Raw genomic sequence first — 24,948 nt, forward strand, 5'->3', positions numbered from 1 at the left:
CTTTTCTGTGGCTTTCATAAGCCAAGCATCGTTTTGTTAACTGGTAAAAAAAACTTATTTTTGCAGATGTTTAAGCCGATTCCTTTAAACTTACCGCCCTATTCATCCAAGATCACAAAAAAACTGGGCAAGTTGTTCATATTTGATGAGTTACGAAAGAAAGAGCTATTATTAACACCAGAGGAATGGGTTAGACAACATTGGATCAGCTACCTACATCAGCATAAAAATTATCCTAAGACATTGATGCAAATAGAGGGAGGCCTCAAGTTAAACAGCTTACAAAAGCGAAGTGATCTTTTAATTTACAACAGTGAAGGGCAAAAGATACTTTTGGCAGAATTTAAAGCTCCTACTGTCAAAATTACAGAGAAGACATTTCATCAAATAGCAAACTACAATAGCATCCATAAAATACCTTTGCTTTTAGTTAGCAATGGAATAGAGCATTATTATTGTACTATAAACTTCGATAAAAATAGTTTTGAATTTTTAGCGGAACTGCCAAATTACAATTCGGCTCTTAATTTGTAGTTTAGATTAAAAATATAATTTTATATTAGTCTTTTAGAAAACAGAAAAAAATAGAAAAATGAACATAGATAAAAATGAATTCAGAAAATATGCTATCCAACATCACCGTATTGGTAGCCAACATGTAGATAATTACATTTCTCGTGTTCAAACGAATCTGCCAACAAACCTTACGCCTTACATCATTGAAGAGCGTCAACTTAATGTGGCACAAATGGACGTTTTTTCTCGTTTGATGATGGATCGTATCATATTTTTAGGAGATGCGATAAACGACCAGATTGCCAACATTGTTCAAGCGCAGCTGTTGTTTTTGCAATCTACCGACGCACAACGCGATATTCAAATTTACATCAACTCCCCAGGAGGTAGTGTATATGCTGGATTAGGGATATACGATACTATGCAGTACATTTCTCCCGATGTAGCAACAATTTGTACAGGCATGGCCGCATCTATGGGAGCTGTGCTATTGGTTGCGGGAGCAAAAGGAAAACGAGCTGCCCTGAAACACTCACGCGTCATGATCCACCAACCTTCCGGTGGTGCACAAGGTGTAGCTTCCGACATGGAAATCAACCTACGCGAGATGTTGAAACTGAAGGAGGAATTATACACGATCATCGCAGAGCATTCTGGACAATCGTATGAGTGGGTAGAAAAATCATCAGACCGTGACTATTGGATGAAATCAAACGAAGCCAAAGAGTTTGGTATGATTGATGAGGTATTATTATCCAAAAAGGATCTTAAATAATAAATTAATCAATGAGTAAGATTAATAATCGAGATATCCGTTGTTCTTTTTGCGGCATCAGTAAAAATGATGCTCAGATGCTTATTGCTGGCGACGGAGCTCATATTTGTGACCGTTGCGTAACGCAAGCGGGGGAAATTTTAGCAGAGGAGTTGAAGCAACGTAAAAGCAAGTCGCTTCAAACCACCTTGAAACTGGTACGCCCAGTGGAAATAAAACAACATTTGGACCAGTATGTTATTGGTCAAGATGATGCAAAGAAAGTTATATCGGTCGCTGTTTACAATCATTACAAAAGGCTGAATCAGAAAGTCGACAAGGATGAAATCGAAATTGAAAAATCAAATTTGATCATCGTGGGCGAGACAGGCACAGGCAAAACGTTATTGGCTAAAACAGTAGCTAAGATTTTAAATGTTCCTTTCTGTATTGTTGATGCCACAGTTTTAACGGAAGCTGGTTATGTGGGCGAAGATGTTGAAAGCATACTCACACGTTTACTTCAAGCAGCCGACTATGATGTTGCTGCTGCAGAGCGCGGCATTATCTATATCGATGAGATTGACAAAATAGCACGTAAAAGTGACAACCCATCTATTACCAGAGATGTTTCTGGCGAAGGTGTACAGCAGGCGCTATTGAAGATTCTTGAAGGAACAAATGTCAACGTACCTCCTCAAGGAGGACGTAAACATCCCGATCAAAAGATGATATCTGTTAACACCAGCAATATTCTCTTTATCTGCGGTGGTGCATTCGATGGTATACAGAAAAAAATTGCCAATCGTTTACGTACACAAACTGTAGGTTATAAGATGAAAGAAGATGAGGAAGATATTGATTTGAACAACTTATACAAGTATATCACGCCACAAGACTTAAAAAACTTTGGGCTTATACCTGAATTAATCGGTCGTCTGCCTGTGTTAACTTATCTTAATCCGCTAGATAAAGAAACATTACTAAATATCTTAACAGAACCAAAAAACGCGCTTATTAAGCAGTATGTTAAGTTATTTCAATACGAGGATATCGAGCTTTTATTCGATGAAGATGTTTATGATTTCATTGTAGATAAGGCTTGGGATTTCAAACTCGGAGCACGAGGTTTACGAGGGATCTGCGAGGCTATCATGTTGGATGCCATGTTTGAGATACCCACGACGAAAGAAGAAAGTGGTGAAAAGGTTCTCCATATCACATTGGAATACGCGAAGAAGAAATTTGCAAAATCAGACATTAAGAAGCTTCAAGTAGCTTAAAGCAAAATCCCTCAGCGCGAAACTGAGGGATTTTTTTATAGTAAAAGGCTTTGGTATAAAGTCTATGGTTAAATTTAAATAAATATATATGACAAAAAAAACAGTTGAATCTCCCATCACTCCAGGATTAAAAACAAAGAAAGACATCGTCAATAACTGGTTGCCCCGCTATACAGGCTGTCCTTTAGAGGAATTTGAGCCTTATGTATTATTGACTAATTTTTCCAAATATGTCAAGATGTTTTCTGAAATGCACGACAATGCCCATATCTACGGCGAGGACAAGGCTATGCAAGCATGTAGTGCAGGGGGAATAACCCTTATTAATTTCGGTATGGGAAGTCCAATGGCAGCGACGATAATGGACCTTCTGTCGGCAATTAATCCAAAGGCAGTGCTTTTCCTTGGAAAAACGGGAGGTCTCAAAAAGAAAATTCCGGTAGGCGAACTTATACTACCTATTGCCGCTATTCGCGGAGAAGGAACCTCAAACGACTATTTCCCGCAGGAAGTACCGTCTCTACCCTCATTTGCATTACAAAAAGCTATTTCAACCACTATCCGTGATTATTCCAGAGACTATTGGACAGGAACAGTGTATACCACCAACCGACGCGTTTGGGAGCATGACAAAGCTTTTAAAAAGTATTTAAAAACTATTCGTGCGATGGCGGTCGATATGGAAACAGCGACAATTTTTAGTGTGGGCTTTGCGAACAAAATTCCAACGGGTGCATTGTTATTAGTGTCGGATCAACCGATGGTGCCTGAGGGAGTAAAAACTTCAGAAAGTGATCTAGCGGTTACGGCAAAGTATGTGGAAACGCACCTTAAGATTGGGATAGATGCTTTAAAGCAACTTAAGAACAACGGGTTGACCGTAAAGCACCTTAAATTCTAAATGCGTCAACGAAAGCAGCATATGGTATGATAACATCCTCGAAACTATCGGCAATTTTGCCAGAATAAAAATCATAAACCCGGGAAATTCATCAAGGATAAAATCGCATTAAACGTGATAGAGGATGCCGGAAAGTTTTGGCAATTGAAACCAGAAAGTACCATTATAGAAGGCACATCCGGAAATACTGGAATGGGCCTCGCTATTGCTGCCGTTGTAAAAGACTATCGCCGTATTTTCAAAACAATCGACAAACAGTCAAAAGAATCGATGCGATGTAAAGCATATAACGGGCGCAACTAATTTACTATAAAAACAGTACTAATCTTCCTTCGGTTCAACTTCTTGGATCACATACACATCTTCATTATCTTTTTTCATCTTATAGCGCTCTCTCGCTATTCGTTGGATTTCACTAGGATTATACTGTGCATTTTTAATCGATTTCTCAATATGTCCAATTTCATTTTCATAGAAAGCCTTTTCGCCTTCTAGCTTATGCTTTTCCTGCTGGTAAGCAATCTGAGTACTCACATCATATCGATCGAAAAAGCACATCCAAGTTAAAAAAGCTAGTCCAGCTATAAAATATTTATTTCGAATCAACGTAAGAAATCGTTCCATAAAAGCAAAAGTAAAAATCTTAAGTTAAAGATAAGGAATAACACCCAATAAAATCGTATGCCTGACTATCAACTCATTTTCAATAAACAAAAAAGGAAGCCTAAGCTTCCTTTTTCTATTCGCATTTCGTCTAATTATTTTTTAATTGCGTATTTGAAGTTCTTACCGATGAAACGAGCATTTGCACCCAATTCCTCTTCTATACGTAACAATTGATTATATTTCGCCATACGATCTGAACGAGAAGCGGAACCCGTTTTAATTTGTCCGCAGTTCAATGCAACAGCCAAATCTGCGATAGTCGCATCTTCGGTTTCTCCTGAACGGTGAGACATTACAGAAGTATATCCAGAGTTTTGAGCTAAAGTAACGGCATTGATTGTTTCAGTCAACGAACCGATCTGATTTACTTTCACCAAAATGGAATTAGCGGTATCGTTATCAATACCTTGTTGTAAACGTTTTGTATTTGTAACGAACAAATCATCACCAACAAGTTGTACTCGATCGCCAATTTTCTCGGTTAATGTCTTCCAACCAGCCCAGTCGTCTTCAGCCATTCCATCCTCGATAGAAATAATTGGATATTTCTCTGTCAACTCTGCAAGGTAAGAAGCTTGTTCTTCACTTGAACGAACAGCACCTTTGTCACCTTCGAATTTTGCGTAGTTATAGCTACCGTCTTTATAAAATTCGGAAGAAGCACAATCTAATGCTAAACAGATATCATCTCCTGGTTTGTAACCTGCAGTTTCAATAGCTTTCAATACCGTTTCAATAGCATCTTCTGTGCCATCGAATGTTGGAGCGAATCCACCTTCATCTCCCACCGCAGTAGAAAGATTTCTATCGTGAAGAATTTTTTTCAACGTATGGAATACTTCTGCTCCCCAACGCAAAGCTTCAGAGAAAGAAGGAGCACCAACAGGCATAATCATAAACTCCTGGAATGCAATAGGTGCATCAGAGTGTGATCCGCCATTGATAATGTTCATCATTGGGATAGGCAATGTATTTGCATTTACGCCACCAATGTAACGATACAAAGGTTGATGAGACTCTTGCGCAGCAGCCTTAGCCACAGCTAAAGACACACCTAAAATTGCATTAGCACCTAAATTTCCTTTGTTTTCAGAACCATCCAACGCGATCATAATTTGATCGATTGTATTTTGTTCGAATACATCTACCCCTTTCAACGCATCAGCAATCTTGGTATTCACGTTTTCCACAGCTTTTAAAACGCCTTTACCTAGGTATTTTGATTTATCGCCATCACGCAATTCTACTGCTTCGTGAATACCTGTAGAAGCTCCAGAAGGAACAGCTGCACGTCCAACAAATCCATTTTGGGTGGTTACGTCTACTTCAATCGTAGGATTACCGCGCGAATCAAGAATCTGACGCGCATGAACATCAATTATTAAACTCATTTTTTTATTATTGTCTTTTTAATCTTCAACTTAGTGTATAATCAACACTAAGATAACATTTATACTTGGATATTCAAACTTAGCTAAAAAAAAGGCCAAACACAAGGTTCAGCCTTTTTACATTATGCTTTAATCATTGCAATAAAATCATCAAACAAATAACGTGAATCGTGAGGACCAGGTGAAGACTCTGGGTGATACTGGACAGAGAATGCCTTTTTACCTTTCAAACGAATCCCTTCGATAGAGTTATCATTCAAGTTAACGTGTGTCACTTCTACCTTATCTGATTTTTCGATATCTTCTGCTACGACACCAAATCCGTGATTTTGGGAAGTTATTTCACAACGGTTAGCTATTACATTTTTTACAGGGTGGTTGATACCACGATGTCCATTGTGCATTTTTTTAGTACGAATACCGTTTGCCAAAGCTAACATCTGATGTCCCAAACAAATACCGAACATTGGCTTCTCTGCACCGACAATTTCTTTAATCGTCTCAATGGCATAATCCATTGCCGAAGGATCGCCAGGGCCATTCGAAATAAAGTAACCATCCGGATTCCATTCTTCCATTTCTTTGAATGTTGTTTTTGCAGGAAACACCTTTGCATAAACTTGACGTGCATCGAAATTACGCAAGATATTCTTTTTGATACCTAAATCCAAGACTGCAATACGTGTAGGAGCGGCTTCTTCACCATAAAAATAAGGCTCTTTTGTAGATACCAAAGAAGAAAGCTCTAGCCCGTCCATCGAAGGAACTTGTGCAAGTTGTTTCTTTAGTTCCTCTACATCAAGATTTTCAGAAGAGATAATTGCATTCATCGCCCCTTTATCCCGAATATGTCTCACCAAAGAACGTGTGTCGATATCAGAAATACCTACTAGGTTCTCTTCTTCAAAATACGTCTGAATAGAGCGATCCGCCATTTGACGACTATAATTGATGTTATAGTTTTTACAAACTAAACCAGCGATCTGAATTTTTTCAGATTCCGTATCATCTTCATCAATCCCGTAATTACCGATATGCGCATTGGTGGTTACCATAATTTGCCCATAGTAAGAAGGATCAGTGAAGATCTCCTGATAACCTGTAGTACCTGTATTAAAACAGATCTCGCCCGTAGTCGTTCCAATTTTTCCGGCCGCCTTGCCATGATAAACTGTCCCGTCTTCGAGCACCAAAATGGCTGGTAATTTACTGTAGTTGGTCATTCTATTATTTTATGTATAATTTTAATATTGTTCAATTATGGATACAAAAAAAGCCCAAATGGGCTAAAATAAAATCAAATATCCTTTGTATCAATGTAAACATTGAAATATTGCGCCGCTGCAACGAGATATGTTACCTCATTTTTCACGAGAGACAAAGGTAAGTATTTAAAATCGAAAAGTAAAAATTAAAAACAAAAACAACAGACTAGTCTTCTTCTAATATCTCTTGTACACGACCAATTTGCCCATCCTGCAGACGTACTTTAATCCCCCTATGGTGAAAGGAGGCCGAAGTTAATAAATCTTTGACAATCCCTTCTGTCAATTCGCCTGTACGCTGGTCTTTTTTCAATACGATGTTAACCAACATGCCTGGCTTTATATTTGCGCGTGTTTTCCCGTCCATATATTTATACTAAAAAAGGCCAGCGTAAACTGGCCTTTTACTTTATTTTACCACTTAATAATATCGTTTCCTAACGTAAAGAGCATGAGCGCTATAAGAATAAAGAAACCGACCATTTGCGCTTTCTCCAAAAAATTATCGCTCAACGGCTTACCTTGTATCATTTCTACAATCAGAAATATAACATGTCCGCCGTCCAACGCAGGAATAGGCAACAAATTCATAAACGCTAAGGCCATTGAAAGCATACCTACTAACCCCCAGAATTTAATCCAATTTACCTCAGTTCCAAACATTTTGGCAATACCGACAGGACCAGAAAGTGCTTTATCAGCACGTACATCGCCTTTAAATATCTTACCAAAACCTTTAATATTATCTGTAATCACTGAAAAAGCTTTTGTCGCTCCGATAGGTAAAGATTGAAAAAAACCATATTCTTGGATAATCGTCGGAAAATTAGGCACCCCTAAATTTACACCTAGTGTTCCTGTAGAATCTACTTTACCTTTAACCTGTACCTGTTCACCTTTTCGGATGAGTGTTACCTCAACAGCTTTTCCTTTACTATTTTTAATTTCGTCGGTAAACTGATCGAAAAAGAAAGTAGGCTTTCCATTAACAGCTACGATACTATCGCCTTCGGTAATTTTCATGCGTGCAGCTTCCGAATCTTTCTCCACATCTTTGACACTATTTAATATATGTCTAGGACTAACCAATTCATTTTTCTTATGTTCAGCCACAGCATTGAGAATATCCGCAGGAACTTTCAATTCCTGCTTATTTCCTGATCGCTCTATCGTCAGCACTGCATCTCCCATCAGTACCTCCGAACTCATCACATCCCCAAAAAATTTAATAGCAGGCTTCCCATTAACGGCTAAAATTTTGTCTCCCGCTTGTATACCAATCTCTTTTCCTATAATCCCGGGCACAACGCCATATTGTAATTTCGAATTATCTACATCGGTTTCTCCGTAACTAAATGTAAGCATCCAGAACACCAAAATACCGACAATGACATTAACTATAATCCCACCAAGCATTACAATCAACCGCTGCCACGCTGGTTTAGAACGAAATTCCCAAGGCTTAGGCTCCTGTTTAAGTTGCTCGGTATCCATAGATTCATCGATCATTCCAGCAATTTTCACGTAGCCCCCCAGCGGAAGCCATCCTATACCATATTCGCAACCTTTGTACGTGAACTTAAATAATTTGACGCCCCAAGCATCAAAAAAAAGGTAGAATTTCTCGACTTTAATACCAAAAGCTCTGGCGGCAAGAAAATGTCCAAATTCGTGCAATATGATTAAAATTGACAAGCCTAAGACCACTTGTCCGATCATCACTAATGTTCCCATTAAAAAAGTTTAAATTTATAAGTCAAATACCAAAGTAATCATTACATCTTATTCATTAAATCTCGTGCCACAATCCTAGATTCCTGATCAATGGCCAATAAATCATCCAAGGTTGGTGTTTCCACCAGCTTTAACTGACACATTGTCGCCTCAATAAGCTCACTCATGGCTAAAAAGGAAATCTTCTCTTCTAAAAATGCTGATACAGCGATTTCATTTGCTGCATTCAACACACAAGGCCTATCACCGCCATCATTCAGTGCACGATAAGCAAGGTCTAAATTACGAAAAGTATGCGTATCTGCAGGTTCAAATGTCAAAGAGGGATAATTCAAAAAATTAAATCGCTCAAAACTATTTTCTTGGCGACAGGGATAGGTTAAGGCATGCTGTATGGGCAACTTCATGTCGGGCAAACCCATTTGAGCCTTCATTGAGCCATCTTTGAACTGCACCATGGAATGAACGATGGATTGTGGATGAACAATCACATCAATCTGATCAGGCTCCAAACCAAAAAGCCATTTTGCTTCAATTACCTCAAGCCCCTTATTCATGAGCGAGGCAGAATCGATCGTTATCTTAGCCCCCATCACCCAATTGGGATGTTTCAACGCTTGTTGCTTGGTTACATGTGTTAAAAATGCTCTATCCTTGCCCCTAAACGGACCTCCAGACGCCGTCAGATATATCTTTTCGATTGGATTCTCCCCCTCGCCTGCTAAGCATTGGAAAATCGCCGAATGTTCGGAATCCACGGGTAACATCGCTACCTGATGTTGTTGAACCAAATCCATGATTAATTGCCCAGCAACTACCAAGGTTTCCTTATTGGCCAAAGCAATATCTTTTCCACTCTGTATGGCTTTTACGGTAGGACGTAGACCTGCAGAACCTACAATCGCATTAAGAACAACGTCAATCTCCTCATATTGCACAACTTCTTCTAATGCCGTTCCACCCGATAACACCAAAATACCACTTCCTTCGAGCGCATCCTTCACTTTCGGATAGCCTTCGTCTTGCAGGATGACAACAGCACGAGGTTTAAATTCCAAAGCTTGTTTAATCAATAATTCGGCATTAGATGCGGCAGTCAAAACCGACACCTCAAGTAATTCAGGAAATGTCCTTACCACATCTAAAGCTTGAGTACCTATACTCCCCGTAGCTCCAAGTATGGCGATATTTCTTTTTTTCAAAATTAAGTTCGATTAGATAATATTTTTTAACAATTCCGGATCATCCCCACCTTTATACTCTTTCATCATGTCATGGTATGCAACCGCCATAACCAAACTTACGGATGGAATGATCACGAAAGTATTGATCACACTAAACACTTTCGCAATAAGGAAATAGCCCAAGTACTCAAATGAAACCTGGAAAAGATAGGCCATACCCACCGCAAACATTAAAAGCAACAAATTAATCGTGTTACCCTTCGTCAGTGCAATACTAAGCTTACATGATCGAAAAAGATTAAATTTTTTATCAACGATGAAATAAGGAAAAAAAGTAATTCGGATCAACACAAACATCATAATTACCCCCGTTAAGAAAGGGTTGACTTCCATACTCAACGACTCCATCTCAATTCCAACATACAGCAAAGGAAAACTCAGGATAGAAGTCAGGAAATACACAATACCGATTAAAAAAGAGTATAGAATAAATCCCAGCAAAAAGTTGACAAATTGCTTACTCGAAGGAATGTAATCCTTAAAATCTGCATGTTCTATTCCACGAACCAGTAAAAGCGCTCGTTTAATCAGTATCAATTGTGTTCCAAAAAAAAGCGTAAGAAAAACGAAACACAGGAGCGCTTTTAGGAAATACAACTTCGAATCTTCCAGCGTAAAAGCTAGATAAGACGACAAATTAGAAGTCACAAACAACAAAAAACAAAGGCCTGCCATAGAAAAATAATGTTTTCTCAATACAGACATTGCCCGTAAAAAAACATCATTAGCCTTAAATGTACTTTCTTTTAGAAACTGTAACATGCTGAAAAATAATAATGCAAATATGAGATAATTTTTGATAGAGACGTAAAATATTACATTTCTATCGCTTAAAATCGTCGGGAACAGGTTTCTCTAAGAGATATTGGAAATAGAAGCGTACTCTTTCCCGAAAATCATAATTCGATTTCGACCGGGAGAATCCGTGCCTACTGCCTGGATAGATCATTAACTCAAAAGGCACTGCGCGATCTGTCAAAGCATCCACAAGTTGAATGGTGTTTTGTAAATGCACATTATCGTCACTGTCTCCGTGCATAATACGTAACCCACCCTTGTATTGATTCACATAAGTCAAAACCGATCCTTCTTCGTAACCTTGTGCATTAACTTCCGGCGTATCCATCCAACGTTCGGTATAATGTGTATCGTATAATTCCCAGCTGGTAACAGGTGCTCCCGCGATTCCGTAGTCAAAGTAGTCCGCTCCTTTTGTCAATGCGAGACAAGTTACATAGCCCCCATAGCTATGTCCTGTGATCAAGAGCTTATTTTTTGCTACCCAAGGTTTACTTTTTAACCATTTAGCAACCGTAATGTAATCAACCATCTCCCACTTACCCAAATTCCTATGCATAAGAGCGACTCCCTTTTTTCCAAAGTGCCCCGACGCTCGATGGTCACATGTAATTTGAACAACTCCTTGCTGCGCCCAATATTGATTACCAGTACCCTTCCATGTATTCCTCACAGTTCCCGCATCAGGCCCACCATATATACTCATGATTACAGGATACGTTTTACGCTCATCAAAATCCACAGGATAGGTGATGATAACAGGCAATTGAAATAAGCCGTCATCCGAAGGAATCGTAAAATAACTTGTCTTCCCTAGATTATAAGAATCGAATGATTCAGCTTTACTATCAGCAAGCGCTTTCAACAACTTTCCTTTGTTATCCATTAAGGCAACTTTAACAGGTGTTGTCACGTTCGAATAACTCGTTATAAAATATTTCCCTGTCGGGGATACCATAACCTGATGCGTATAATCGCCAAATGTCAAACGCTTCAATTGACGACCTCCATAATCCACACTGTACAAATCAGCTGTAGCGGAGTTTTCCTTGCGGGCCGTGAAATAAATGATTTTATTTTTTTCGTCAATCGTTTCAAGGGCATTCACTTGCCAATCGCCCGAGGTAAGAGGATTCACCAACTTCCCATCTAATGTATAGAGGTAATAATGTGCCCATCCTGTACGATCTGACTTTAAGATATAATGCTTGTTGTCTGCCAAATAAGTAATGCGCTCTTCATGATCCAAATTGATCCATGTTTCCTGCTTCTCGTCATAGGTTTCTTTTTTATGACCATTCTGCGGATTTACGGCATAAAATTTCAGGTTATTCTGATCGCGATTCATCCATTGCACCATAATAGAATGGCTATCGAAACTCCAATAAGGTTGACCAAAATATTGATCGAACTGCTCATCAAAATCAGCCCATATTATAGCAGACCCCGCGACCTTAACAAATCCAATTTTCACAGTTGGGTTTGCATCTCCAGCTTTCGGGTAGCGTGTTTCTTCTAGATACCCATGTTGTCCGGTAGAAACATAAATGGGAAACATAGGAACATGGGTATCATCAAAACGCATAAATGCAATTTGCTTGCTATCTGGCGACCACCAGAAAGCCTTATAATGAGTTGCTCTACCCAAAATTTCTTCATAGTAAACCCAAGATGACCATCCGTTATATACTGTTTGACTTCCGTCTTCTGTATAGCGCATTTCTTTTTTTGTTGCTAGCTCTATACTGTATAAATCGTTATTCCGCGTAAATGCAACATATCTCCCATCAGGAGAAAGTGTAGGATTTTTCTCCTCGATATCAGGCGATATTGTCAGTTGTATAGCGTCCTGTTCCCCATCACGCACAAAAATATCGTTATCTTTCACAAACACGGCCTTTTTCGATTCCGGAAGAGGCTCGTAAACCTCCTTCTGACCAGACTTTACATCAATCTTGTAAACAAGCTGATCCACCGCATCCTTTTCTAAATAATGTTCAGCGTCTGACCACCCGATATATTGATTTATGTTCTTTGTGACAGAAGCATCCTGTCCCCAAGCTTGTAAAAAACTCAATTCTTTCTTCTGCGCTAAGAGCTGACAAATAGCGAACAAAGTGCATAACGTCGCTACTACTGTTTTTTTTACCATCGAAATCACCATAGACCACGAAATTACAAATAATAAACTACGAGCGGGGATAAGGCCTGTAACATGTTTAATAAAAAATATGCATCATTTTTACCGTCAAACCAGGCTTTAGCAAAGCGCTAACAGACTTCTGCTAAAATACCTGTAATAAAAAAAGCCACTAATTAGTGGCTTCTATATTATATCTCTTGCTAAGAATACGTACTAAAACGAAAAATTATCTTTCTGTGCGTATTCATTGCTTTCATATGCTGAATCTTCTTGATTAGGCTCGTAACGTTTTTCAACAACATCTTGGTTGGCTTTAATGTAGTCAACAACCTCTGTCAATCCTTCAGCAAACTTTTCAAAATCTTCCTTGTACAAGAAAATTTTATGCTTAATAAATTGACCATCCTCAAAACGTTTTTTGCTCTCCGTGATGGTCACATAATAATCGTTAGAACGAGTTGCTTTAACATCAAAAAAATAAGTACGTTTTCCAGCTCTCACCTTTTTTGAAAATACTTCTTCGCGCTCTTTGTTTTCAAAATCTCCCATTTGTATTGTAAGTATTTAAGTTTAAATCCTTTTTCAGCTATAAATATATAATAATTTATTTCAATTAGCCAAATTATGACAAAAAAAATATGACTTTTTTTTCCCTGTCTTTACAAGAATACCGATATATCCAAAAATGACATTTTAAAAGCGCAGATTTTTTACCGAAAAAATGGCGGCTTTTACCGAAAAAGTGCGATGTATTACCTATTTTGGCTTACTGATTATGAAGTATTGCGCTACTTTTGAATCAAATAAAAAACACATAGCAATGGAAAGAGATAGAGATTATAAAACACCACCACCAATTCCACCACGTAACAACAAGAGTGCGAATATTGTAGGCGCCGTGATTGTTTTTCTGGGTTTAGCGCTGTTGTTGAAAAACTTGAATATGGGTATGTGGTTTCCGAGCTGGATTTTCGGATGGGAAATGATACTCATTATTATTGGTCTAGTTATCGGTGTAAACTCTCAATTTAAGAAAAAATCCTCGGTTATTCTTATTACAATCGGTGGGCTATTTTTACTTAGAGATCTAACAAACCTTTCTTTCGGAGGTGTTATCGTTCCACTAGGTGCCATCATCGTAGGGATATACCTTATCATGAGAAACCGTAGTCATACGCCGCCACCGATACCTCCGGTTACACCGGAAGAAAAGGACGAATTTGATTGGGATAAGCGGGTGGATGTTGTGCATGAAGATAGCAATACATTTCAATCGCCTTTTCAACAGTCAGAACCAACGCAAAACAACACATCATCGTATGAGCGTAGCCAACAAAGGGGATACACTTACGAAGGAGAAAATTATATCAAGGTAGATTCTGTTTTTGGAAATGCGAAAAAAATTATTTTTTCGAAGAATTTTTTAGGCGGAACATTGACTAATGTTTTTGGTAGTACAGAGATCAACCTTATCCAATCAGATATACAGCAGCCTGTTGCATTGGATGTATTTCAGCTTTTTGGAAGCACTAAAATTATTGTGCCACCTCATTGGATCGTTGCGACAACTGTTTCCTCCATCTTAAGTGAAAGCGATGATAGACGTGTGATCCTAACGAATATAACAGATCAAAATAAATGTTTATACATCACGGGAACTTCAATATTCGGAAATATTACGATAAAAAACAGCTAGGGAGTAGATGACTTTTAAACTAACCACAAAAAATCGCCTCATCCACTTTAGTACGTGGACTATTTGTATTTTATACTTTCTTGTTTCCTATTTTCTCCTATGGTGGGATTGCCGACCGAAACCGGTTATGCCTTACGAACCCATCATAGGAGCTTTGTCTATCACCATTTGCTGTTATCTTATCTATAGCACACTTCAATACTATCTGCCGCGAAAAAAGCAATATATCAAAATAGCTTTAATCTGCCTCACCCTAACGGTTATGAGTGTAGGATTATCCATTTTCTTTCTAAATCAATTCTTTGATGATTTCTCGTTGACACATTTCTACGAGGTATTACCCTATCGTTTTATTATAAATTTCTTACTCCTACTCTGTGTTATCATTATCAACATTTTTTGGAATATTCAAGAAGAATACGAGGAAAACAAAAAGCGCAAGGAAGAATCGGAACGCATCTTGCGCGATGCGGAGCTCTATAATTTACGCCAACAACTCCAGCCCCATTTTCTATTTAACAGCTTAAACTCCATTATTGCCTTGATCGGAATAAAACCAGATGAAGCTCGAAATATGACGTTTCAATTGTCAGATTTTTTACGTGGAACAATGCGTAAAGATGACAAGCAGCTTATTCCCTTAGCCGACGAGATCGCACATTTACGACTTTATCTAGATATTGAAAAGGTCCGATTTGGACATCGTTTAACCACAACATTTGCGCAACAAGAAAAGTCAAGCACTTCGAAAGTTCCTTCGATGATTATTCAACCATTGCTAGAGAATGCCATCAAATTCGGGCTGTATAATGTCATTGGAAACGTGGAAATAACCGTCGATATACAATTGCACAATTACATGTTGTATATCACGATCACCAATCCATTTGATTCGGATCAGTTTGAAACAAAAAAAGGAACAGGCTTTGGTCTTTCGAGTATTAAACGTCGTTTGTTTTTATTGTACAGCCGAACAGATTTATTGGAGACTTCAATAAAAGATAATATATTTACAACTACCTTAAAAATCCCTCAATATGATTAAGACAATTGTTATCGACGACGAGCCCTTAGCCCGGATGATTATAACCGAATATCTCAAACAACATGCAGATGTAGCGATTGTAGCGGAATGCGGAGATGGTTTTGAAGGTGCGAAAGCGATTCAACAGTTGCAGCCTGACCTGGTATTTCTCGACATACAGATGCCGAAATTAACAGGTTTCGAAATGCTCGAAATTGTAGACGAAATGCCCAATGTTATTTTCACGACAGCTTTCGACGAGTTTGCGATTAAAGCGTTCGAAAAGAATGCTATAGATTACCTATTAAAGCCTATCAGTAGAGATAGATTCGAACAAGCAATTACCAAGTTCAGAAACAATTTTGTAAATAGCGTCCCTAAAGTAGGAACTATAGAAAAAGTAAACGCCATTACCGAGGAAGAATCTTTAGAACGCATTGTGGTAAAAAATGGCACACAAATTAAAATCATCCCTGTACAACAGGTGAATTTCTTGGAAGCCTATGATGATTATGTAAAAATCCACACAAAAGACGGCGTATTTCTAAAGAATAAAACAATGAGTTCGTTTGAGAAACAACTCGATCCAAAGCAGTTTGTACGCGTTCACCGTTCTTTCATTGCTAAAGTCGACCAGCTAGCAAAAATAGAGCCGATGGAGAAAGAGAGTTATATTGCCACCTTGTTAACAGGGGAAAAAATAAACATCAGCAAGTCTGGCTATGCACGTTTGAAACAAATAATTGGCTTATAAATAATTGTTTCTGTAATTTTGCGCCTATGAGACGCAATTTACTTACGACACTATTTACATTGATTTCCTTCATCGGTTTAGCGCAAAGCCAAACCGAGTTGACGAATAAGGCGGTTTTCAATAAAATAGAGTTCTTCATTAACACCAAAATGACGGACTCTATTTACAACTTATCTTCAGAAAACTTCAAGTCTCAAATCAGCAACGACCAACTGGCTTTTGTATTAAATAACCTCTATCAGTTGGGGCAAATTAAACAAGCAGAGCTAATCGATTTCCACGATAACACGGCAACTTACCTATTACAATTCCCCAAACACGCCTTACAAGCTAAACTGCAGGTAAACACAGACTACCGCTACGACCTCCTTCTCTTTCAAGCTGCAGAAAAATCGGTCAGCAAACAAGAAGATAAAACCGAAGTAATCAGCAATGTAGAACGCGTAGATCCTACTGATTTCTTTATAGATTCTCTAGCGAATACGTATGTCAAAAAGGGAAATGCGCAGTCGCTTTCCGTCGCAATATTTCACAACAACAAGTACAAGTCTTTTTTTTACGGGGAAACAGAGAAAGGGAACCAAACCATCCCCTCCGAAAACACCCTCTACGAAATAGGTTCCATCAGCAAAGTTTTTACAGCAACGTTGCTAGCTGATCTGGTCAAAAAGAACACCATACATCTAGAAGATTCCATTTCAAAATTTCTCCCGGATTCGATTTCAACGAATCCTTCATTAAAGGGCATAACTTTTCAGATGCTGGCCAATCATACCTCCGGATTACCACGGTTAGCTGACAATTGGAATACAATCGCTGGATTTAACGCTAAAGATCCCTATGCGAATTACGATAGAAAAGCATTATTTTCATTTCTAAAGAATTTTAAAAACAGCAAAACGCCTGGAGAGGAATATGAATATAGCAATCTAGGCTTTGGTTTACTTGGTGAGCTCCTTTCAATCATTACGAAGAAACCCTATATACAACTTTTACAAGAAGTTATCTTAACACCATTATCGCTCACAAACACCACGGATAAACCAGATCCAAAAAAACAACAAGTAGCCCTAAAGGCTTATGACGAAAAAGGTAACGAGACCCCTTCTTGGAATTGGAAAGCTATGGTTGGAGCTGGTGGGCTCAAATCCAATGTCAAAGACATGATGCTCTTCGCTGTAGAAGAATTTAAAATGCCTCAAACGGAATTACAACATGCTATGGGATTGACAAGGGAATTTACGTTTTTCACGCCGAATAACACCGATATCGGCTTGGCTTGGCACATCAGCATGTTGGATGGTTTAATTTATTTTCATCATAATGGAGGAACCGCCGGTAGCAGTTCGTTTCTCGCTATTTCACCGGATACAAAGACAGCTGTCGTTGTGTTGTCGAATGCAGCAGAATCAGTGGACAAAGTCGGTGTACAGATGATGGAGAAACTACTCGAGCAATCGGCGAACCAATAGCTTCATGTATAGAAAACTTCTATTTTTAAGCCGCATTTTATTTTAAAAATGGAAGCATTTTAAACAGATCATTTTCACCCTGAAAAGAAGCAATCAATGTTCGTTTTGCTGCATCATAAATATAAGTAGCAGGATAATTCGTTGGTTTAAACTTTTCGATAAACTCCACGCCTGGATCTTTCCAAAAGGAAACATTGGTCCTACCCTTCAAGTTTTTCGCGAACATATTAATAAACCCATCCACATACTCTTTATCATTCATACTGATAAAAAACAGCGACAGGCCTGACATCTCTTTTATTTTATTCGAAAAAGCGCTGCCTAACTGTTGGCAATGACCACAACCGGGGTCGTAAAAAACAAAAACTATTTTCCCGGTAGTTGGCAATGCCTTCGCCAGTAAGCTATTGGCATTATCTATATTGTATATACCCGAAATCTTAGGCAGTTGTTGGTACTCTTTTTGGGCCAAACAATAATTAACCAAGAAGATAAAAAGTAGAGATAATCTGATTTTTGTCATTATTCTTTTCCTATATCGCAATTGACATTCCCTTAAAGCTATTTCGACGGAAATATCGGAAAAATACCCTATATTTGGCTACAAATCAATAACAAAAGATAAAAGATTCATATTGTGAAAAAACGCATCGCTATCTTTGCTTCTGGCTCAGGATCAAATGCTCAGAAAATCATGGAGCATTTTAAATACTCTAACTTAGCCGAAGTCGCTTTGGTATTAAGCAATAATCCAGAAGCCTACGTATTACAACGTGCTGACAATTTTGAAATACCATCCCATATTTTTGACAAAAAGACGTTTTACGATTCTGATGAAGTGGTTGACATATTAAAACGTCTCGATATTGATATTGTTGTTTTAGCTGGTTTTTTATGGCTTGTTCCTCAAAACCTGCTCAAGGCTTTTCCAAATAAAATTATCAACATACATCCTGCTTTATTACCTAAATTTGGTGGAAAAGGAATGTATGGCGATCGGGTACACAAGGCAGTACTTGAAGCAGGCGAAGACGAACATGGCATTACCATTCATTTTGTAAATGAAAATTTCGATGAAGGGGAAGTTATTCACCAAGCCAAATTTAAGATCGAAGCAGACGACACGCTGGAAACGATAAAATTCAAAGGACAGCAATTGGAACACCAATACTTCCCAAAAGTGATTGAAAATTTCTTAAAAAAATACAACTGAAAAAGGGAAGCCGTGCTTCCCTTTTTTTATTTATTATTGCTTAAATAGCCCCTTAATGCCTATCTTTAATCGATATTAACGTAGGTAAAAAATATCCGTCCAGATCTTTTTATAGCAAAACAGCTACGAATTAAAATAGCTGCGGCAAAAAAAGTGTAAGATAAGTTCTCCAATTCGACCAAGTATGCCCGCCTTCACTCTCATAGTACGTATAAGGCATCTTTATATGATCGAGTTTTTCTCTATATTCTTTGCCCGTCTTATATAAAAAATCTTCCTTTCCCATCCCTATCCAGTACAACTGATATCCATTGTCACGTTGTTTCACTAGATTTTTTTCAAACTGATCAAAAACGGGACTTTCCGCCTTTTCATTCATTCTAAAAGCTGCTGAAAATAGGCCGATATAGTCAAAGGTATTCGGTATATAAGAAGAGATAAATAAGGTATGTGAACCGCCCATGGACAGTCCAGCAATAGCTCTTGCCGCTTTCTGCTTCTTTACACGGTAATTTGTTTCTACAAATCCGATAACATCAGCAAAAGATTCTTCCATTTTTCCTGTCCCCACATCCGGCGTAAAGAAATCTATTGGGTATTGTCCCTTTGAAGATTCACCGGGGGCAGCCGTATTAGATACATGTCCATTGGGCATTACCACAAGCATCGGCTTAATTTTGCCTGCAGCTAATAGGTTATCCATGATCTGCGCTACTCGTCCCAAAGAGGGCCAAGCTTCTTCATCACCTCCCATACCATGCAATAGATAAAGCACTGGATATTCACCTTTGTCCATCTCATAACCAGGTGGCGTATAAACCGTGATGCGTCTGTTCATACCTAAGGTCGGGGAATTGTACCAGCGCTTGGCGATCGTTCCATGTGCAACGTCAGCCACCTGGTATAAGCTAGATTGGTCACCCCCTGTCACAAAATAATTGAAAATATTTCCCACATCCCTAATTTGATAAACATTTAGTGGGTCACTCCAGATGGCATTGTCCACCTGTATGTTATAAAGAAAAAGATCAGATGCTAATTTAGGGCTCCTATATATCCAATAATCGTCTTGCCGTTGCATTTCCGCTTTTCCCGCCTGTCCAGCAGCATCTTTATCCATCCAATTTCCAACCACATAAACCTGTGAAGCCTGCGGAGCGAAGACGCGAAAAGTAACCGTATTATCGTCATTTACTTCAGGCGATATTACTCTCTTCTTAGGTGTAAACGCTACATTTTCCTGAGCAGATATATAGCCCGCAGTCGTTGTACTCCATAGGATAAAGAACAGGAAAATCTTCCTCATAATATTAAATTTTAGTTTACATAAAGATACAAAAAGAAGAAAGAAAGCTCTTTTATTTTTAAACTAGAAAAATGAAAAATTATTAATAGATATTCGTACCTTTGCGGCTCCAAATATATTAAAATGAATCATCCTGTTAAGATTAAAAACGCTTTAGTGTCAGTATATTACAAAGACAACTTAGCTCCCCTCGTTCAGTTACTAAACAAATACGGTGTGACTTTCTACTCTACAGGCGGTACGGAAGCATTTATCCGTGAGCAAGGAATCGACGTTGTTCCCGTAGAAGACTTAACAAGCTATCCTTCTATTTTAGGGGGCCGTGTTAAAACATTACACCCAAAGGTATTTGGAGGTATCCTCGCTAGACGCCCGTTAGAAAGTGATCAACAACAACTGGCTCAATATGAAATTCCAGAGATTGATTTAGTCATCGTCGATTTATATCCTTTTGAGGAAACAGTAGCATCGGGTGCAGCGCAACAGGATATCATTGAAAAAATAGATATTGGAGGCATTTCACTTATCCGTGCGGCAGCCAAGAACTTCAATGATGTGGTGATCATTTCTTCTAAGAATGATTACGTAGAGTTGGAACAAATTCTTGCAACACAAGATGGAGAAACGTCGTTGGAGCAACGTAAAGAATTTGCAAAAAGAGCATTCAATACATCTTCACATTACGATACGGCTATTTTCAATTACTTTAATCAAGAAGCTCCTCTACCTGTATTTAAACAATCGATTCAACAATCGCAAACGTTGCGTTATGGAGAAAATCCACATCAAAAAGGAACATTTTTCGGAGATCTGGATGCAATGTTTGACAAACTCAACGGCAAGGAATTATCTTACAACAATTTAGTTGACGTTGATGCTGCTGTTGCTATCATTGATGAATTTACAGATCCAACTTTTGCAATATTAAAACACACCAATGCTTGTGGCGTAGCATCTCGCACAACAGTAAAACAGGCATGGTTAGATGCCTTAGCTTGCGATCCTGTATCGGCGTTTGGAGGCGTGTTGATTACCAATGGTGAAATTGATAAAGATACGGCAGAGGAAATCAACACACTATTTTTTGAAGTACTTATCGCTCCCGCTTATACTGAAGAAGCTTTAACCGTACTTACGGCGAAGAAAAATAGAATCATTTTAAGACGTAAATCTATTGATCTTCCTGCGGCTCAGTTTAAGACCTTGTTAAACGGCGTCATTCTTCAAGATAAAGACCATACTGTAGAAGGACCTGAGTCCATGACTACAGTAACAACAGTACAGCCTACAGACACACAGTTAGCAGATCTTTATTTTGCAAATAAAATTGTGAAGCATACCAAATCGAATACAATTGTTTTTGCGAAAGATAACACACTTATAGCTTCTGGTGTAGGTCAAACTTCCCGCGTCGATGCCTTAAAACAAGCGATCGAAAAAGCACAAGCTTTTGGTTTTGAAGTAAAAGGTAGCGTAATGGCTTCCGATGCATTTTTTCCTTTCCCAGATTGTGTGGAAATTGCTGGAGATGCCGGTGTGGCAGCAGTATTACAGCCTGGTGGCTCTATAAAGGACCAGCTCTCTGTAGATATGGCTAATGAAAAAGGAGTAGCCATGGTTATTACAGGTGTAAGACACTTTAAGCACTAAGAACTTTTCATAGTTATACAAAAAAGGGCTGTCTTTCCTCTAAGTAAGACAGCCCTTTTTCTTTAAGAAAACTCCTATAAAAAACCTAATAACCAGTAGATAACAACAAAAGCGACTGCTGCGACCAAACATCCCATTCCAACTTTTTTAGGCCCCACTGTTCCAAACAAATTTTCCAAAAATTTCTTCATTTTACCGTTTTGTAGATTACTATGCTATAACCATCAATTTTTATAAATATCACGAACAACTAACTCACCTGCAAAGTGAGACTGTAGCGATCGCCCATCACCATGTACTGTCCATACTTCTTTCGGGGTAACCTGTTGAATAAAATACAACAAGTCTTTCCAATCCACATGATCAGAAATATACAATTCAATATCGTTTTGCTTTTGCAGTCGCTCCCAACCAGATGCAAATGCCTTTAAAACATTTTTCGCCCTAAAATAGCTATTGAATGTCAATGGAGGTACCAAATAAATTTTATTTGTTGCACCATCCTTCATAGCCTTTCTATTGTACAAACTATATTTAAGTTGAACAGTCCCTAATTTATCATAAAGCCGATGTACAGGATACATTTTATGATGAACCAACACCTCCCGTTCAGGCAAGAATTCGTTTATCAATGCGGTTAGACGCTGTGCCTTTCCTAGAGTATAACAACCAAGCATAATATTACTTGGTTTATCTTTTAGTTTTAAAATCTCCGTTTTAACATCGGGATGCACAATGCCAGGATTTGCGAAAGTCGACTCTGTAATCAATACATCAGTATGCGTAAACTCAAGCGGTTCACAAGTTGTATCTAGCTGCAATTTATAATCGCCTGTATACAAATATCGAACTTCCCTAAAAATCATCATAATTTGTGCAGAACCCAATATATGTCCTGCCGGCAAAAACTCTATTTCCACCTCATTGAGAAAAAAACGCTGGTTAAACTGTACCGCAACCATGGCTTCCTCTTGCATTTTAGGGAATTTATTCTGCATAAATGCAAATGTAGCATCTGTAGCAAACATACGGTGATGGCCATTTGTTGCATGATCCCCGTGTGCATGGGAAATCAGGTTTGTCTTCACGGGAAGCATAGCATCCACAAAAAAATCGCCATAGCGGCAATAATAACCTTCTTCTGTTTTCACCAGAAAATCGGAAAGAATTACTGACATTGATCCTCCTTTAAAAATTGGTGGTGTAGATCTAAGACTTGCGGAAGCAAAGCCGTATAATCATCATTGATGATCACAAAATCGGCCAATTTCACTTTTTCATCTTCCGACATCTGTTTGCTTATTCTTGCTTGCACTTCCTCTGCACCTACACCATCGCGCTGCATTACACGCTGTATGCGTAAACTTTCGGGTGCGGTAACCAATATTGTAAAGTCCAGGTTTCGAAAAGACCCACTTTCAAACAATAAAGCGGCCTCCTTCAACGAATAGGGATAATGCTGTTGATCCGCCCAATCGACTGCATGCTGAATAACCGCAGGATGAACAATACTATTCAACAGCGCAAGCTTCTCTTTATCTTTAAAGACAAGTGCAGAAAGATAGCTTCGATTTAGGTTGTTATCCTCCTCGTATACTTCCTGACCAAAGGCTTCTATAAGTGCTTCTCGGATCATCGGGCTATCATTCATCAACTTCTTGGCTTCGGCATCTGCATCATAAAATGGCACTCCCAAAGCCTTAAATATCCTACCTATATAACTTTTTCCGGAACCGATCCCTCCTGTTATTCCAATTTTTAATCCCATAGTAGCTATCTTCTAACAAAAAAATCCACATTCTGCGGTTCAACGCTAATAATCTGGCAATAGTCCGGAATTTTAGTCACGATCACAGGAAGGCTCTGTACTTTATTTTGCTCCCAATTATCCATATCGACAATAGCCTCAAAATCTCTAGCCGTCCATTTATTATAATCTTTAAGCGATACTAAGAAGGCAACTTTAACCTTACTCGGAAGCGTACGCACCGAAGTATACCGTGATGCATTCTCTACTTTTAACGGAATTTCGACTACTTTTTCGGTAATTTCGCCAACGGGAATCGTTATTTCGGAGAAGGTGGGATAAATCGTTATATTATTTTTTTGATGTTTATTCAAATAAGCCACCGTACGAATATCTGTCCCGACATTTGTACCTTTAATGGTATCTGTTTCCAAGTATTCTATATTAGCAACATCTTCCAAGGGACCTGTAACAGTAACATATTCAGGATTAGCCTTCGTATCACCAATAATTCCATATTGCTTTTTAAACTGAATGCTGTGCAGCGGGCGGACAGGTACCTTACGTTGTGTTTGTTTGGAAAAGTCAAAAAACAAGGTATCTGGACTTACCGCCACCACTTGATTATCGGATGGAAATTGACGATTGATATACCCCAATTGATTCGTAAACACAATAAAACTCCTTGTTTTCAATCCACTAAGATCAACCTGTATATGTGGTGTGTCGGGGTGCATCTTTTTCATAAAGATTTTCCAACCACTCATTTTCATCTTTATACTAACCGAGTCCGACTGTAGAGGGTGAAAAGCTTTCTTCTCCGGGATATTTACGTAGGAAATTCCCGCCTTCATTGTATAGACCTGTATGCTAGATACAGCAAAAAGCAACCAGGCGACAAAAGATATCCCTACACATCGCAAGAAGATTGCAATCTTTCTTCGTTTCACTTTGCTTATCCGGGGTTGCGCCATAAAAGCAAAGGTAAGAAAACATCATCTATCGACATCACGCCACAAACAAAAAAAGCAGCCAGAATCGGCTGCTTTTTGAATATGCAAAACGAAGACTTATTTTTTAACCGCTTCGCCGTTAGCTGCTTTTGAAGCATCAAGTGCAATCGCAGATTTATCAAAACGAATTTTAACGCCAGAACCCACATCAACTAAGAACGTTGACTCGCTTACTTCGACGATACGACCGTGAATTCCAGCTGTGGTTACAACTTTAGAGTTCACACCTAATTCCTCAATATATTTCTTGTGGTCTTTTTGCTTTTTCATTTGCGGTCTGATCATGAAGAAATAAAAAACCACGATAATCAAAACCATCGGTAGGAAACTCATCAAATTACTTCCTCCAGGTGCCGCTTGTAATAATGTTGTAATCAT

General features: G+C 38.5%; 26 protein-coding genes. 11 read left to right on the forward strand and 15 right to left on the reverse strand.

The genetic code is table 11. The features are described from left to right. Positions 1 to 66 precede the first annotated feature (66 nt). From ACSZOX_RS18880 to ACSZOX_RS18900, 5 genes are all read left to right on the forward strand, one after another. Entirely contained in the window at positions 67 to 534 is a 468-nt protein-coding gene (locus ACSZOX_RS18880) for a type I restriction enzyme HsdR N-terminal domain-containing protein (protein ID WP_437921745.1), read from the forward strand. A 58-nt stretch (positions 535 to 592) separates the two neighbouring features. Next, the gene (gene clpP / locus ACSZOX_RS18885) at positions 593 to 1,291 is read left to right on the forward strand and encodes an ATP-dependent Clp endopeptidase proteolytic subunit ClpP (RefSeq protein WP_437921746.1); all 699 of its coding nucleotides are present in this window, start codon (positions 593 to 595) and stop codon (positions 1,289 to 1,291) included. Positions 1,292 to 1,302: 11 nt separating this feature from the next. Then, entirely contained in the window at positions 1,303 to 2,553 is a 1,251-nt protein-coding gene (gene clpX, locus ACSZOX_RS18890; protein ID WP_437921747.1) for an ATP-dependent Clp protease ATP-binding subunit ClpX, read from the forward strand. An 88-nt stretch (positions 2,554 to 2,641) separates the two neighbouring features. Next, a complete protein-coding gene (locus ACSZOX_RS18895; protein WP_437921748.1) occupies positions 2,642 to 3,454 on the forward strand; it encodes an AMP nucleosidase in 813 nt (270 codons plus the stop codon). Positions 3,455 to 3,568: 114 nt separating this feature from the next. Then, on the forward strand, positions 3,569 to 3,757 hold the full coding sequence (locus tag ACSZOX_RS18900) for a hypothetical protein (protein ID WP_437921749.1): 189 nt from the start codon (positions 3,569 to 3,571) through the stop codon (positions 3,755 to 3,757). Positions 3,758 to 3,775: 18 nt separating this feature from the next. Here ACSZOX_RS18900 and ACSZOX_RS18905 read toward each other — a convergent pair whose 3' ends face one another. The 9 genes from ACSZOX_RS18905 to ACSZOX_RS18945 all read right to left on the reverse strand — a co-directional run bounded on the left by ACSZOX_RS18905 (position 3,776) and on the right by ACSZOX_RS18945 (position 13,244). Beyond that, positions 3,776 to 4,078 (reverse strand): FtsB family cell division protein, encoded by a 303-nt coding sequence (locus ACSZOX_RS18905; RefSeq protein ID WP_437921750.1) that lies wholly within the window; start codon positions 4,076 to 4,078, stop codon positions 3,776 to 3,778. Positions 4,079 to 4,212: 134 nt separating this feature from the next. Beyond that, the gene (gene eno, locus ACSZOX_RS18910) at positions 4,213 to 5,511 is read right to left on the reverse strand and encodes a phosphopyruvate hydratase (RefSeq protein ID WP_437921751.1); all 1,299 of its coding nucleotides are present in this window, start codon (positions 5,509 to 5,511) and stop codon (positions 4,213 to 4,215) included. A gap of 122 nt (positions 5,512 to 5,633) precedes the next feature. Further along, positions 5,634 to 6,734: a glutamine-hydrolyzing carbamoyl-phosphate synthase small subunit gene (gene carA / locus ACSZOX_RS18915; protein ID WP_437921752.1), complete on the reverse strand. Its 1,101-nt coding sequence runs from the start codon at positions 6,732 to 6,734 to the stop codon at positions 5,634 to 5,636. Between the two features lie 208 nt (positions 6,735 to 6,942). After that, positions 6,943 to 7,143 carry a YwbE family protein gene (locus tag ACSZOX_RS18920; RefSeq protein WP_437921753.1) on the reverse strand — a complete coding sequence of 67 codons (201 nt, stop codon included), beginning with the start codon at positions 7,141 to 7,143 and terminating at the stop codon, positions 6,943 to 6,945. 47 nt (positions 7,144 to 7,190) lie between these two features. Beyond that, positions 7,191 to 8,510, reverse strand: a complete 1,320-nt coding sequence (gene rseP / locus ACSZOX_RS18925; protein ID WP_437921754.1) for an RIP metalloprotease RseP — start codon at positions 8,508 to 8,510, stop codon at positions 7,191 to 7,193. 41 nt (positions 8,511 to 8,551) lie between these two features. Beyond that, positions 8,552 to 9,712, reverse strand: coding sequence for a 1-deoxy-D-xylulose-5-phosphate reductoisomerase (locus ACSZOX_RS18930; RefSeq protein ID WP_437921755.1), 1,161 nt, complete (start codon positions 9,710 to 9,712; stop codon positions 8,552 to 8,554). Positions 9,713 to 9,724: 12 nt separating this feature from the next. Continuing rightward, positions 9,725 to 10,516, reverse strand: coding sequence for a hypothetical protein (locus ACSZOX_RS18935; protein ID WP_437921756.1), 792 nt, complete (start codon positions 10,514 to 10,516; stop codon positions 9,725 to 9,727). Positions 10,517 to 10,577: 61 nt separating this feature from the next. Next, the gene (locus ACSZOX_RS18940) at positions 10,578 to 12,704 is read right to left on the reverse strand and encodes a DPP IV N-terminal domain-containing protein (protein WP_437921757.1); all 2,127 of its coding nucleotides are present in this window, start codon (positions 12,702 to 12,704) and stop codon (positions 10,578 to 10,580) included. 204 nt (positions 12,705 to 12,908) lie between these two features. Continuing rightward, entirely contained in the window at positions 12,909 to 13,244 is a 336-nt protein-coding gene (locus tag ACSZOX_RS18945) for a DUF3276 family protein (protein WP_437921758.1), read from the reverse strand. 271 nt (positions 13,245 to 13,515) lie between these two features. Here ACSZOX_RS18945 and ACSZOX_RS18950 point away from each other — a divergent pair, with 271 nt between their 5' ends. From ACSZOX_RS18950 to ACSZOX_RS18965, 4 genes are all read left to right on the forward strand, one after another. Beyond that, positions 13,516 to 14,391, forward strand: coding sequence for a LiaF transmembrane domain-containing protein (locus tag ACSZOX_RS18950; protein WP_437921759.1), 876 nt, complete (start codon positions 13,516 to 13,518; stop codon positions 14,389 to 14,391). Positions 14,392 to 14,653: 262 nt separating this feature from the next. After that, positions 14,654 to 15,436: a sensor histidine kinase gene (locus ACSZOX_RS18955; protein WP_437921760.1), complete on the forward strand. Its 783-nt coding sequence runs from the start codon at positions 14,654 to 14,656 to the stop codon at positions 15,434 to 15,436. Continuing rightward, positions 15,429 to 16,169, forward strand: a complete 741-nt coding sequence (locus ACSZOX_RS18960; protein WP_437921761.1) for a LytR/AlgR family response regulator transcription factor — start codon at positions 15,429 to 15,431, stop codon at positions 16,167 to 16,169. The genes ACSZOX_RS18955 and ACSZOX_RS18960 overlap by 8 nt, the downstream gene beginning before the upstream one ends. 26 nt (positions 16,170 to 16,195) lie before the next feature. Then, on the forward strand, positions 16,196 to 17,641 hold the full coding sequence (locus ACSZOX_RS18965) for a serine hydrolase domain-containing protein (protein WP_437921762.1): 1,446 nt from the start codon (positions 16,196 to 16,198) through the stop codon (positions 17,639 to 17,641). Between the two features lie 37 nt (positions 17,642 to 17,678). Here the strand turns inward: ACSZOX_RS18965 and ACSZOX_RS18970 are convergent, their stop codons facing one another. Continuing rightward, positions 17,679 to 18,164: a peroxiredoxin family protein gene (locus ACSZOX_RS18970; RefSeq protein ID WP_437921763.1), complete on the reverse strand. Its 486-nt coding sequence runs from the start codon at positions 18,162 to 18,164 to the stop codon at positions 17,679 to 17,681. Between the two features lie 114 nt (positions 18,165 to 18,278). Here ACSZOX_RS18970 and purN point away from each other — a divergent pair, with 114 nt between their 5' ends. Further along, positions 18,279 to 18,854: a phosphoribosylglycinamide formyltransferase gene (gene purN, locus ACSZOX_RS18975; protein WP_437921764.1), complete on the forward strand. Its 576-nt coding sequence runs from the start codon at positions 18,279 to 18,281 to the stop codon at positions 18,852 to 18,854. 130 nt (positions 18,855 to 18,984) lie between these two features. Here the strand turns inward: purN and ACSZOX_RS18980 are convergent, their stop codons facing one another. After that, entirely contained in the window at positions 18,985 to 20,160 is a 1,176-nt protein-coding gene (locus tag ACSZOX_RS18980) for an alpha/beta hydrolase-fold protein (RefSeq protein WP_437921765.1), read from the reverse strand. Between the two features lie 123 nt (positions 20,161 to 20,283). Here ACSZOX_RS18980 and purH point away from each other — a divergent pair, with 123 nt between their 5' ends. Continuing rightward, positions 20,284 to 21,810, forward strand: a complete 1,527-nt coding sequence (gene purH, locus ACSZOX_RS18985; RefSeq protein WP_437921766.1) for a bifunctional phosphoribosylaminoimidazolecarboxamide formyltransferase/IMP cyclohydrolase — start codon at positions 20,284 to 20,286, stop codon at positions 21,808 to 21,810. Positions 21,811 to 22,034: 224 nt separating this feature from the next. On the opposite strand, the gene ACSZOX_RS18990 is transcribed toward purH, so the two are convergent. The 4 genes from ACSZOX_RS18990 to yajC all read right to left on the reverse strand — a co-directional run bounded on the left by ACSZOX_RS18990 (position 22,035) and on the right by yajC (position 24,948). After that, positions 22,035 to 22,988 carry an MBL fold metallo-hydrolase RNA specificity domain-containing protein gene (locus ACSZOX_RS18990; RefSeq protein WP_437921767.1) on the reverse strand — a complete coding sequence of 318 codons (954 nt, stop codon included), beginning with the start codon at positions 22,986 to 22,988 and terminating at the stop codon, positions 22,035 to 22,037. Next, positions 22,979 to 23,578, reverse strand: coding sequence for a dephospho-CoA kinase (gene coaE, locus ACSZOX_RS18995; protein ID WP_437921768.1), 600 nt, complete (start codon positions 23,576 to 23,578; stop codon positions 22,979 to 22,981). Before coaE ends, ACSZOX_RS18990 begins: the two co-directional genes overlap by 10 nt. A gap of 5 nt (positions 23,579 to 23,583) precedes the next feature. Beyond that, on the reverse strand, positions 23,584 to 24,507 hold the full coding sequence (locus ACSZOX_RS19000) for a hypothetical protein (RefSeq protein WP_437921769.1): 924 nt from the start codon (positions 24,505 to 24,507) through the stop codon (positions 23,584 to 23,586). A 120-nt stretch (positions 24,508 to 24,627) separates the two neighbouring features. After that, complete coding sequence (gene yajC, locus ACSZOX_RS19005; protein WP_437921770.1) at positions 24,628 to 24,948, reverse strand: preprotein translocase subunit YajC; 321 nt, start codon at positions 24,946 to 24,948, stop codon at positions 24,628 to 24,630.

Source organism: Sphingobacterium sp. LRF_L2 (assembly GCF_965644235.1).
Taxonomy (GTDB): Bacteria; Bacteroidota; Bacteroidia; order Sphingobacteriales; family Sphingobacteriaceae; genus Sphingobacterium.

Excerpts from the sequence above, each read along its gene's own strand:
- ACSZOX_RS18895 (WP_437921748.1), top strand. The coding sequence starts at position 2,642 with ATGACAAAAAAAACAGTTGAATCTCCCATCACTCCAGGATTAAAAACA.
- ACSZOX_RS18970 (WP_437921763.1), bottom strand. The coding sequence starts at position 18,164 with ATGACAAAAATCAGATTATCTCTACTTTTTATCTTCTTGGTTAATTAT.
- coaE (WP_437921768.1), bottom strand. The coding sequence starts at position 23,578 with ATGGGATTAAAAATTGGAATAACAGGAGGGATCGGTTCCGGAAAAAGT.
- clpP (WP_437921746.1), top strand. The coding sequence starts at position 593 with ATGAACATAGATAAAAATGAATTCAGAAAATATGCTATCCAACATCAC.
- ACSZOX_RS18960 (WP_437921761.1), top strand. The coding sequence starts at position 15,429 with ATGATTAAGACAATTGTTATCGACGACGAGCCCTTAGCCCGGATGATT.
- ACSZOX_RS18990 (WP_437921767.1), bottom strand. The coding sequence starts at position 22,988 with ATGTCAGTAATTCTTTCCGATTTTCTGGTGAAAACAGAAGAAGGTTAT.
- carA (WP_437921752.1), bottom strand. The coding sequence starts at position 6,734 with ATGACCAACTACAGTAAATTACCAGCCATTTTGGTGCTCGAAGACGGG.
- clpX (WP_437921747.1), top strand. The coding sequence starts at position 1,303 with ATGAGTAAGATTAATAATCGAGATATCCGTTGTTCTTTTTGCGGCATC.
- ACSZOX_RS18920 (WP_437921753.1), bottom strand. The coding sequence starts at position 7,143 with ATGGACGGGAAAACACGCGCAAATATAAAGCCAGGCATGTTGGTTAAC.
- purH (WP_437921766.1), top strand. The coding sequence starts at position 20,284 with ATGAATCATCCTGTTAAGATTAAAAACGCTTTAGTGTCAGTATATTAC.
- eno (WP_437921751.1), bottom strand. The coding sequence starts at position 5,511 with ATGAGTTTAATAATTGATGTTCATGCGCGTCAGATTCTTGATTCGCGC.
- ACSZOX_RS18980 (WP_437921765.1), bottom strand. The coding sequence starts at position 20,160 with ATGAGGAAGATTTTCCTGTTCTTTATCCTATGGAGTACAACGACTGCG.
- rseP (WP_437921754.1), bottom strand. The coding sequence starts at position 8,510 with ATGGGAACATTAGTGATGATCGGACAAGTGGTCTTAGGCTTGTCAATT.
- yajC (WP_437921770.1), bottom strand. The coding sequence starts at position 24,948 with ATGATTACAACATTATTACAAGCGGCACCTGGAGGAAGTAATTTGATG.
- ACSZOX_RS18940 (WP_437921757.1), bottom strand. The coding sequence starts at position 12,704 with ATGGTAAAAAAAACAGTAGTAGCGACGTTATGCACTTTGTTCGCTATT.
- ACSZOX_RS18945 (WP_437921758.1), bottom strand. The coding sequence starts at position 13,244 with ATGGGAGATTTTGAAAACAAAGAGCGCGAAGAAGTATTTTCAAAAAAG.
- ACSZOX_RS18955 (WP_437921760.1), top strand. The coding sequence starts at position 14,654 with ATGAGTGTAGGATTATCCATTTTCTTTCTAAATCAATTCTTTGATGAT.
- ACSZOX_RS18905 (WP_437921750.1), bottom strand. The coding sequence starts at position 4,078 with ATGGAACGATTTCTTACGTTGATTCGAAATAAATATTTTATAGCTGGA.
- ACSZOX_RS18950 (WP_437921759.1), top strand. The coding sequence starts at position 13,516 with ATGGAAAGAGATAGAGATTATAAAACACCACCACCAATTCCACCACGT.
- ACSZOX_RS18935 (WP_437921756.1), bottom strand. The coding sequence starts at position 10,516 with ATGTTACAGTTTCTAAAAGAAAGTACATTTAAGGCTAATGATGTTTTT.
- ACSZOX_RS18965 (WP_437921762.1), top strand. The coding sequence starts at position 16,196 with ATGAGACGCAATTTACTTACGACACTATTTACATTGATTTCCTTCATC.
- ACSZOX_RS18880 (WP_437921745.1), top strand. The coding sequence starts at position 67 with ATGTTTAAGCCGATTCCTTTAAACTTACCGCCCTATTCATCCAAGATC.